Consider the following 1,970-nt stretch of genomic DNA (forward strand, 5'->3'; position numbering starts at 1 on the left):
AATATGAATAACATTGAGGAGGGCTAAAAAAAAATAGCACAAAGAAATCAATCAATAATGGTAATAGAGGGAATTATGAGAATGGAGGGAAAGCTTTTTTTGATTGGATATTGATGCTTTAATAAGTATATCTAATTACATCTCTAGGTGGTTGGTTAATGAAAAAAAGTGATATTGATGGTTTGACACCAGCACAAATTGCAGATAAATATGCATTGCCTAAAGAACCAACACATATTTGTGATGTTAATGTGAGCCCAGATTTTAAGTTGCAAACAGGTATTGCTAATTCCGTTGAAGGCTGGGGAAATGGAGGCGGTCAGCAATTTGATACAATGGGTAAATTTATTGATGAAGATGCTTTTGTAAATGAAAGGTTGATAGGTAGACTAGAATGAAAAAAGACTATTCATATAAAGAGAATATAGTATGGTTTGGTGAAAAACAAATTATATTTAGTGAAAAAATAGCACAGGTAATAGAATTCGAGAAGTGTGTGGTAATAAGAAATAAGTATTCAACTGAACATCCTACAAATAATTTGGGTGCATACGATTTTAATGGTAATAAAATATGGGAAATTGATGATATTATTAAGCCGTTGAATCCGCAGACTATAGTGTCCATTGGAAAAAAAGATTGCCAATATATAAGTGTCATAACATTTATGGGACTAAATTTGTTGATTGAAGCAGACACTGGCAGAATTTTAAGCAAAAAAATAACTAAATAAAAACGTAGTATCAGTTGCATTCCCTGACCTAAAAGATTTTGAAATAACGCTGATTTTTATATGTCTCTATTTTAGAAGGGGCTATACTATTTTGTTTAAAACGCATTGTTTTCAGGAAAGATTGATGTTATGGGAATGATGCGTTTGGCTTATCTGGAATTATATTGTAATTTTGGTCTCCTTGATAGTGAGTGGTGTGATAAAGTTCGAGAATTAAAAAATGAGCCAATAAGGAATTGGAAGATAGTGTAGATGCAACCTATGGTATAAAAGGCCAAGCAGCAGAATGAGGAGATACGACTGGTGAAGCGGGACAAATTGTTACCCCTTTTTGTGGAGATGTATTAGAAAAAATAGGAATATTAAAGGAGAATACTAATGATAGAGCAAACTGTTACGGAAAAATTATTGAATTTAATAAAAGAAAAGGGGATATTTTCAGAGTACCTTCCAGATAATTTTAATTTGAATTCGGATTCGATAAATATATACGGGGCAGGAGCTTCGCATAAGGATAAAGTGGAGCCATATTCATATTTCATGAGTAGGTTCGGGAAGGCTGGTGACCGTCGTATGATTAGCATACCAGAGGTGGCCGGTTATATTTCGTTAATAAATTTCTTGAGAGATAATAAGGATATATTGGTTGATATAATACAAATATCTGGTAATGATTATAATTCTTTTTCGCGAATAGCGAATGAAGAACATGAAATAATTGATGTTGACAATATTTATGGAGATGCTATCGTCGGTGTAAGCCTGACAATAAATGATAGCACAGAAAATCAAGAGGAAGAAAGGGAACGGTCTGTATATGTGGGAAATATGCTTCATAAAATTCAGATGACTAGAGGTGCAAGTGGAATTTTACATATAGATATTTCTGAATTTTATAAAAGTATATATACACATACATTAAGTGCAATAAAACTGGGAATTGACGGCGCAAAGGAAGCTTTTTTGCGTGATAGTCTGGATGAAAACTACAGAAAATATGTTGCTTTAGATGATAGAATTAGAAGATTAAATGGAGCACGAACAAATGGAATATTAGTCGGACCGTATATGTCTAGAATAATATCAGAAGCAATTTTAGCTAGAGTAGATATTGAATTACGAGAAAGTGGATTTACGTTTGTTCGATATGCAGACGATTATGAAATAGCTATTTATAAAGAGGGTGATTTAGAAGATATTAAAAGTAAGTTGGTAGCTATTTTTGAAAGATATAGTT

At 32.4% G+C, this 1,970-nt stretch carries 3 protein-coding genes; all 3 read left to right on the plus strand.

Annotation, left to right across the window (positions count from 1 at the left end; genetic code table 11):
- The first annotated feature begins 158 nt into the window (after nucleotides 1–158).
- Nucleotides 159–398, plus strand: a complete 240-nt coding sequence (locus DW059_RS15395; protein WP_117699370.1) for a hypothetical protein — start codon at nucleotides 159–161, stop codon at nucleotides 396–398.
- Nucleotides 395–733: a hypothetical protein gene (locus DW059_RS15400; RefSeq protein ID WP_117699371.1), complete on the plus strand. Its 339-nt coding sequence runs from the start codon at nucleotides 395–397 to the stop codon at nucleotides 731–733. The genes DW059_RS15395 and DW059_RS15400 overlap by 4 nt, the downstream gene beginning before the upstream one ends.
- A 378-nt stretch (nucleotides 734–1,111) precedes the next feature.
- A partial coding sequence (locus DW059_RS15405; protein WP_147326076.1) for an RNA-directed DNA polymerase occupies nucleotides 1,112–1,970 on the plus strand: 859 nt, incomplete at its 3' end.

This window comes from Roseburia sp. AF42-8, assembly GCF_003435965.1.
Classification (GTDB): domain Bacteria; phylum Bacillota; class Clostridia; order Lachnospirales; family Lachnospiraceae; genus Roseburia_C; species Roseburia_C amylophila.